Source organism: Streptomyces sp. NP-1717, assembly GCF_022695985.1.
In the GTDB taxonomy this organism is placed as follows: Bacteria; Actinomycetota; Actinomycetes; order Streptomycetales; family Streptomycetaceae; genus Streptomyces.
In genome coordinates this window covers 1-5,786 of record NZ_JAAPBF010000328.1, presented here as the reverse complement: position 1 = coordinate 5,786, position 5,786 = coordinate 1, and the positions used below count along the sequence as shown (strand labels likewise).

Sequence of the window (5,786 nt, the reverse complement as noted above, 5' to 3'; positions counted from 1 at the left end):
CGCCGAGGGCCCCGTCGTACTGGTCCATGTGCCACCCGCGGACAGCGCCCCCGGCCCCGTGGCCCCGGCCGGCGGCGCGCTCGTGGTGACCGGGCGGGGCGTCGAGGCCGTACCGCTGCCCCTGCTCGACGCGCCCGCGGTGACCGCGCGCACGGCGGCCTTCCACGACGCGCTCGCCCGGCTCAACGCGCCCGGCACCAGCCGCGAGGAGGCCCTGCGGGCACAGGACGAGGTGCGGTCCACGCTGGACTGGCTCTGGTCGGCCGTCACGGGCCCCGTGCTGGACCGTCTCGGCCTCGGTGTCCATCCGGAGGGGGAGGAGCCGCCGCGCGTCTGGTGGTCGCCGGGCGGACTGCTCGGCACACTGCCCCTGCACGCCGCGGCGCCGGACGGCACAGGCCCCGGCGCGCTCGACCGGGTGGTGTCCTCGTACGCCCCCACGCTCCGTACGCTCCACCACGCCCGCACCCGCGTCCCCTCCCGCGCCGGGGTACGCGGCGCCCGGCGGGAGGGCTCCCTGCTGGTCGTCGCGGTACCGGAGGCGGAGGGGTTTCCCGTGCTGCACGGTGCGCGGGCGGAGGCGGGGTGGCTGGCGCGGCGGTTCGCGGACGCCACGGTCCTGGCCGGCGGCGCGGCGACCCGCGCGGCGGTCGACGCCCGGCTGCGCGACGCCGCGTACGCGCACTTCGCCTGCCACGCCGTCAGCGATCCGCTGCGCCCCTCGCACGGGCGGCTGGTGCTGCACGGCCCGGCCGACGCGTCGCCCACGGTGCGTGATCTCGCCCGGCTGCGCCTTCCGGGCGCCCGTCTGGCCTATCTGTCCGCGTGCGACACGATGCGCGTCGGCGCCGAACTCGCCGACGAGTCCGTGCACATCGCGAGCGCCTTCCAGATGGCGGGCTTCCCGCATGTCGTCGGCTCACTGTGGCAGGTGGACGACACCGTGGGGGCGAGGGTCGCCCGCAGGCTGTACGAGCAGCTGGCCCCCGGGGAGGGTGGCCCGCTGTCCGTCGACGGCACCGCGCGGGCCCTGCACCGGGCGGTGTGCGAGGTGCGCGCGGACTACCCGCGTACCCCGAGCCTCTGGGCCTGTCAGGTCCACACGGGGCCGTGAGCGCGGCCCGGGCCCGTCACCCGGCCAGCGTCTTCAGCCGGGCCGCCGCGTCCGCCAGGACCTCCGCGCGCTTGCAGAACGCGAACCGTACGAAGGGCGCGCCCTGCTCCCGGTGGTCGTAGAAGACCGCGTTCGGTACGGCCACCACCCCGCAGCGCTCCGGCAGCGCACGGCAGAAGGCGAAGCCGTCGCTCTCGCCGAGCGGGCGGATGTCGGTGGTGACGAAGTACGTGCCGGCCGGGCGGTAGACCTCGAAACCGGCCGCGGCGAGCCCCGCCGACAGCAGGTCGCGCTTGGCGCGCAGATCGTCGCGCAGCCCGTCGAAGTAGCTGTCCGGCAGCCGCAGCGCCTCGGCGACGGCGTACTGGAAGGGGCCCGCCGAGACGTACGTCAGGAACTGCTTCGCGGCCCGCACCGTGGTCACCAGCTCCGGCGCGCCCGTCACCCAGGTCAAGCCCTGTTTACACACATCTCTGCTAAGTGTCTTGACCTCGGGTGATAGCTCGCCGCTCGCCAATGGGTGGCTCAGCTTCTCCAGAGCATGCTTATCGTGAGGCCGGGCAGTGACCGACGGTGTGCGGAAGGCGGGAACTCGTGAATACGAGTGGGACGGCGGCAGGGCGCGGCATCGTGGGCTCTGTGGATTGGAACCCGGCGGCGCGTGTGCACGGCATGGGTACGTCGATCTTCACTGAGATGACAGAGCTGGCGCGCAGTACCGGTGCTGTGAACCTCGGGCAAGGCGTACCGGAACTCCCCAGTCCCGGCGCCCTTTTGAAGGACGTGGCCGAAGCGGTGACGTCGGGCAGCAACCAGTACCCGCCCGCTGTCGGCTTTCCCGCGCTGCGTGAGGCGGTGGCGGCTCATCAGTTGCGGCGGTACGGCCTCGACTACCGACCGCAAGGTGAAGTGCTGATCACGACGGGCGCGACGGAAGCGCTTGCATCGGCTGTGCTGGCGCTCTGCGATCCTGGCGACGAGATCATCGCCTTCGATCCCTGTTACGACGCTTACGCGGCTGATGCCCGGCTCGCCGGCGCTCGGCTGGTCGCCGTTCCCTTGGCGCTCGACGGCGCAGACTTCGTGCTCGATGTCGATGCGCTGCGTCGCGCGGTCAGCCCAAGGACTCGTGTGTTGATCCTGAACACGCCGCACAATCCCACAGGCAAGGTGTTCACTGCCGACGAACTGGCGGTGATCGCTGACGTATGTACGCAGCATTCGCTCACTGTGATCACGGATGAGGTCTACGAGCACCTGGTGTACGGCGACGCTCGCCACCTGACGATCGCGTCCCTTCCGGGGATGCGAGAGCGGACGCTGACGATTTCCTCGGCGGGCAAGACCTTCAACGTCACTGGCTGGAAGGTTGGGTGGATCTGTGGACCCCGGCCGCTGGTAGCCGCTGCCGGAGCCGCGAAGCAGTTCCTGACGTACGCCTCGGGCACTCCGTACCAAGAGGCGTTGGCGCGTGCCCTCGACACCGTAGATGCGTGGGCGGGAGACCTGCGCGGAGTTTTGACCCGGAATCGGGACTTGCTGAGTGACGGGCTGACGCGCGCAGGACTGCTCCCCTTCCACGCGGATGCCGGGTACTTCCTGCAAGCGGACGTCAGGCCCTGGGGGTACGCGGACGGCGTGGAGTTCTGTCGGGATCTGCCGGAGCGCGCGGGCGTTGTCGCCATTCCAACATCGGCGTTCTACGTAAGCGCCGACGCCCCGGCCTGGCTGGTCCGGTTCTCGTTCTGCAAGCGTGAGGAGTCGCTGCGAATGGCGGTGGATCAGTTGATCAAAGCTCAGTGACGGAACCGTGCACGTGGCAGTCAGAACGGAAGTTCCGGCGTGCTCGCGCCGCGCGTGATGGTCAAGATCCGTTCGTGGAAGTCGCGCGTAGACGCCTCGCGAGGGAAGCGGGCGCGGAGTTCGTTGTCCAGCTCGTTGGCGACCAAGAGCAGGGACGGGAGAGACTTCCGGTCGGCTGCAAGGGCCGCAGTGCCCATGCCTACGGCTTCTTCTATTTCACCGGCCCGGGCGGCGGCGACTCCGAGAGTGAGGCGGGCTTCTGCGGCACGCATGGGGGAGATCTCGGTGCCGTCGGGCCCGGTGCTGATCTGGATTACCGACCGGGCGTGGCCGGCGGCGCGTTCGTCGTCTCCGAGCAGGCGGTAGGCGTCCATCTCGTAGAAGTCCCACTTGTCAGGGTCGATGATGAAGTGGTGTTCGGGGTGATCCGGGCGGGCCAGGCGGTCCAGCCTTGCTCGGCCGGCGTCCAGGGAGTCGCGGACCAATCGCGCGTCTCCCATCCGGGCTGCCGCGCGTGCCTTGTGTGCGTACAACTGCACGCCGACGGAGTGCGTCTGATCGGCGAGGTGTCCGGCTTCCACTGCGGTGAGCATGTCTGACCATCGGCTCTGGGTGAGGGCGAACCATGCCTCGATCTCCCACGCCCATGCCTTGATCTCGCCGTGGCCGGCTTCATCGCCGATGCGGAGTGCGGCGGCCTTGCTGAGGTTGGCGGCTTCCCGCTGGCCCCGGTCGTACTGGACGCACGCGTTGAGTAGGAACAGCCAGCCCGCGTTGACGAGCAGTTCCCGGTGCTGGCGCAGTGTCATCCGGCTCTCAAGCTGCTTGGTGACGTACTGCAAGCCGTTCCGAGTGCGCTGGTGCAGGTAGTCGGCATCGGCGTACGGGTAGGCGCGGGCCAACTGGTCGATGCCCTGCTCGATCGACTCCAGAGCTGCGCTGTTGATGCTGGACATCTCCGTTCGCCGCAGCAGTTCGGCGATGTCCCACAGCCCCGCACCACCCTCCGCGAGCAGGGTGCTCGGGTCCTCCGCCTGGGATGTGTTCGCTCGCCGCTCCAGCTCCCATGGGCGTGGGGAGAGTCCAGCGAGGTGGCCGGGAATGCGTAGTCCGTCAACCACTTCGAGGATCTTGCGGTACTGGGTGATCCGGGGGCGAACGCCCTTGCCTTCGGTTTCGTCCTTGGCCATCTTGCCGATGTGCTCGCGCTTGTAGCCGACGGCCTCGGCGATCTTGGCGTAGCTGATCTTGCCGTGCAGCCTGGCGAGTCTGAAGACCTCGCCGAAATCGTGGTTGGCGATCGCGGAGCGGACGTCCGCGCGCTCCAGCACGTGCGGCGGCAGTGCTGCGGGCGTCGGAGCAACTTCGGCCATCTCACTTCCCCTGATGATTGACCTGTCAACTCTTCGGGGTGCGTCTCGCGAGTGTACCCACGAGGGGGGTCCCCAAGAGGGGGGAGCGACGGCTGGTGCAAGGGGTGCATCCTCGGGCCACCCTGCCGGGAACGCCCCGGTAGACGTGACCGAGGACGGTCGATCGTGTCATGGCAACCGGAAAGATCACGCAAGGCTTACTCCCGGCAGCAGAGGCGGGATTCGTCGGGCCTGCGGAGGTAGCGGCAGCAAGCCGCTTTCGCGCGCTCACACTCTTCGCAGACGCAGAGGACACCCCGCTGGCGGCGCGGCGTATAACGGTCGGGACGCTCAGGAGCTGGGATCTCGGCGATCTCGCCTACGACGTCGAACTGTGTGTCTCGGAATTGGTCGGCAACGTGGTGCTTCACGCCATCGCCGACCGCCACTCGACGGAGCCCGGCCACCGCCCGGTGATCACACTCACCCTGCGGTCCTGGCCTCGGTGGCTGTTCGTGGATGTGGCCGACGAAGACTCAGACCCACCCACGCTGCCGCTCGGCGACGGCTTCGGCCCGGACCTGGCCGAGGATCTCCCGGAAGCGCTGCTACCCGATCACGGGCGGGGGCTGCACATCGTGCGCACCCTGGCCGACGGCTTGTGGTGGACGCCTGACGAGGGCGGAGGCAAGAGCGTCTTCTGCCGCTTCGACCTCGGCGGTTCTGTCGGAGCGCCATCGATGACCACTGGCGAGCGGCGGTCGGCGTGATGACACGGATGTTGGCGATGCGGGTACGGCGCGGCGACGCGATCAGCGACCGGGGCCGACGGCGAGAGGTCAAGGCAGTGCGCTCGGGTCGGGGTGGCTCCGGGGGGCCGGCGGTGGTCCTGATCTTCAAGTCGGGGCCTGCCCTGCGGGTGAATGCCACAGACGTGGTGAAAGTGGAGCGGGGCGGACTCCGTTCAGATCGGGAGGGGCGCCGATGACGACGAGGGAGGTATGGCGCTACGCGAACTGGGCGTTGCACACGGACACCTCGGGAAGCGGGCCGATTTACATAACCGAGTGCACCTCGTGCGGCGAGTCCTCCGGGGCGGCGGACGACAGGGAGGGCCCGGAGACCTGGTGCCTCAAGCACGCGGGACGCACCGGTCACACCGGCTTCCGGAGCGTGATCACCAGCTTCTTCCGCGCCTTGTTGGTGGAGGAGCCCCTATGACCTGTCGATAGTCAGGCGCGGGCCGGATCGTCCAAAACAACCGCAGACGCAAGACCGGACCACCCCGTGACCTGGCGGGCTGGAGGTGGTCCGGTTAGGAATCCCATGATCAGGACCCTGGTGCCGATGGTACCGGGGCCGTCGTCGTGCTCTCGTTCGATGCGTCCCTGATGGACAGTCATCAGCCAGTACGGGAAAGGGACTTGACGCAGATGTGTGACCACGCGGGTTTCGAGGGCGAGGAGTTCGACCCTGAGGCGGTTTTGTGGGTGCGTGGGGTCGACTACGTGACGGGC

Annotated in this window: 5 protein-coding genes and 1 pseudogene; 4 read left to right on the top strand and 2 right to left on the bottom strand. The window is 69.1% G+C overall.

Annotation, left to right across the window (positions count from 1 at the left end; translation table 11 throughout):
• Nucleotides 1-1,114 (top strand): CHAT domain-containing protein (locus GXP76_RS33505; RefSeq protein WP_242575390.1); only part of this gene is annotated, 1,114 nt, incomplete at its 5' end.
• 16 nt (nucleotides 1,115-1,130) lie between these two features.
• Here the strand turns inward: GXP76_RS33505 and GXP76_RS33500 are convergent.
• A pseudogene (locus GXP76_RS33500) lies at nucleotides 1,131-1,616 on the bottom strand (aminotransferase class I/II-fold pyridoxal phosphate-dependent enzyme); the annotation flags it as partial.
• Between the two features lie 170 nt (nucleotides 1,617-1,786).
• Between GXP76_RS33500 and GXP76_RS33495 the strand changes: the two are divergent.
• Nucleotides 1,787-2,917 (top strand): aminotransferase class I/II-fold pyridoxal phosphate-dependent enzyme, encoded by a 1,131-nt coding sequence (locus GXP76_RS33495; RefSeq protein WP_242575391.1) that lies wholly within the window; start codon nucleotides 1,787-1,789, stop codon nucleotides 2,915-2,917.
• A gap of 20 nt (nucleotides 2,918-2,937) precedes the next feature.
• On the opposite strand, the gene GXP76_RS33490 is transcribed toward GXP76_RS33495, so the two are convergent.
• The gene (locus tag GXP76_RS33490) at nucleotides 2,938-4,290 is read right to left on the bottom strand and encodes a tetratricopeptide repeat protein (protein ID WP_242575389.1); all 1,353 of its coding nucleotides are present in this window, start codon (nucleotides 4,288-4,290) and stop codon (nucleotides 2,938-2,940) included.
• A gap of 170 nt (nucleotides 4,291-4,460) precedes the next feature.
• Here GXP76_RS33490 and GXP76_RS33485 point away from each other — a divergent pair, with 170 nt between their 5' ends.
• Together GXP76_RS33485 and GXP76_RS33480 are read left to right on the top strand one after the other, a co-directional pair.
• On the top strand, nucleotides 4,461-5,039 hold the full coding sequence (locus tag GXP76_RS33485; RefSeq protein WP_242575388.1) for an ATP-binding protein: 579 nt from the start codon (nucleotides 4,461-4,463) through the stop codon (nucleotides 5,037-5,039).
• A gap of 214 nt (nucleotides 5,040-5,253) precedes the next feature.
• Nucleotides 5,254-5,490 (top strand): hypothetical protein, encoded by a 237-nt coding sequence (locus GXP76_RS33480; RefSeq protein WP_242575387.1) that lies wholly within the window; start codon nucleotides 5,254-5,256, stop codon nucleotides 5,488-5,490.
• Nucleotides 5,491-5,786 lie beyond the last annotated feature (296 nt).